Below are 846 nucleotides of genomic sequence, written 5' to 3'. Positions count from 1 at the left end.
ATTGCCCCCCGGCACCAGCGACGGCCAGCAACTGCGCCAGGTGGATGCGGTGTGTTCGGTTGTTCAGTCAGATAATCGCGTTGCTTCTGTGAGCAGTGCAGGAGAGCCAAAATGATGATGTTCAAACGGATGGTCGCAGTGGCAGGTTTGTCCCTGATAGCAGGTGTGGCGATGGCGGACTGTAACTACTCAAGCACTCCAGGCAGCCTGGTTCGAACCCAGCCGTTGTTAGGCGGCAACTTGACGGTTGGCCGTGATGTGCCCATGGGTGCAGAGATCTATCGGCAAACCTTCACTTCGTCGGCGAACTTCACAATTAGTTGTTCCGCCGGGATCTATAACATTGAGACGCGACGCTCGTTGCCTATCACACCCTTGCCGTTGTCCAGTTGGGCTGGGACGCCGTATGGCGGCCACGTGTATCAATCCGGGGTACCAGGAATCGGCGTGGCCATCTGGAATGCGGGCAACCCCTTACCTTTCTCCCTGAGCAGCACAAATTGTGGCGGCGGAACGAATGTGTGCAATGTGAATATTACCGGCACTCTAGCTTTTGATATCTCATTCATAAAAATCGGTGACGTCTCTCCAGGGACGATTCAAGGTTCATCCTTGCCGACCATGACCCAGTCACGAGTAAGCAGCAACAATCTGGAGGTTCAACGAGTCAACTTTTCCGGGAGCATGAACATCGTCTCGCGCACTTGCTCGACACCCGATGTCAACGTGCCGATGGGCAGCCATATGCTTAATGAGTTCTCCGGCCCTAACACCTTTACGCCGTGGAAGGATTACTCCATCGCGCTGAACAACTGCCCAGCGTTCAATGGGTATTACCAGACAACC

At 54.5% G+C, this 846-nt stretch carries 1 protein-coding gene; it reads left to right on the top strand.

Going from position 1 to position 846, the window contains the following annotated elements; translation table 11 throughout:
• Window positions 1-111 precede the first annotated feature (111 nt).
• A partial coding sequence (locus ASU03_RS20955) for a fimbrial protein (RefSeq protein ID WP_197411312.1) occupies window positions 112-846 on the top strand: 735 nt, incomplete at its 3' end.

The organism is Colwellia sp. TT2012 (assembly GCF_001440345.1).
Classification (GTDB): Bacteria; Pseudomonadota; Gammaproteobacteria; order Enterobacterales; family Alteromonadaceae; genus Colwellia.
This window is presented reverse-complemented; position numbering and strand designations above follow the sequence as displayed.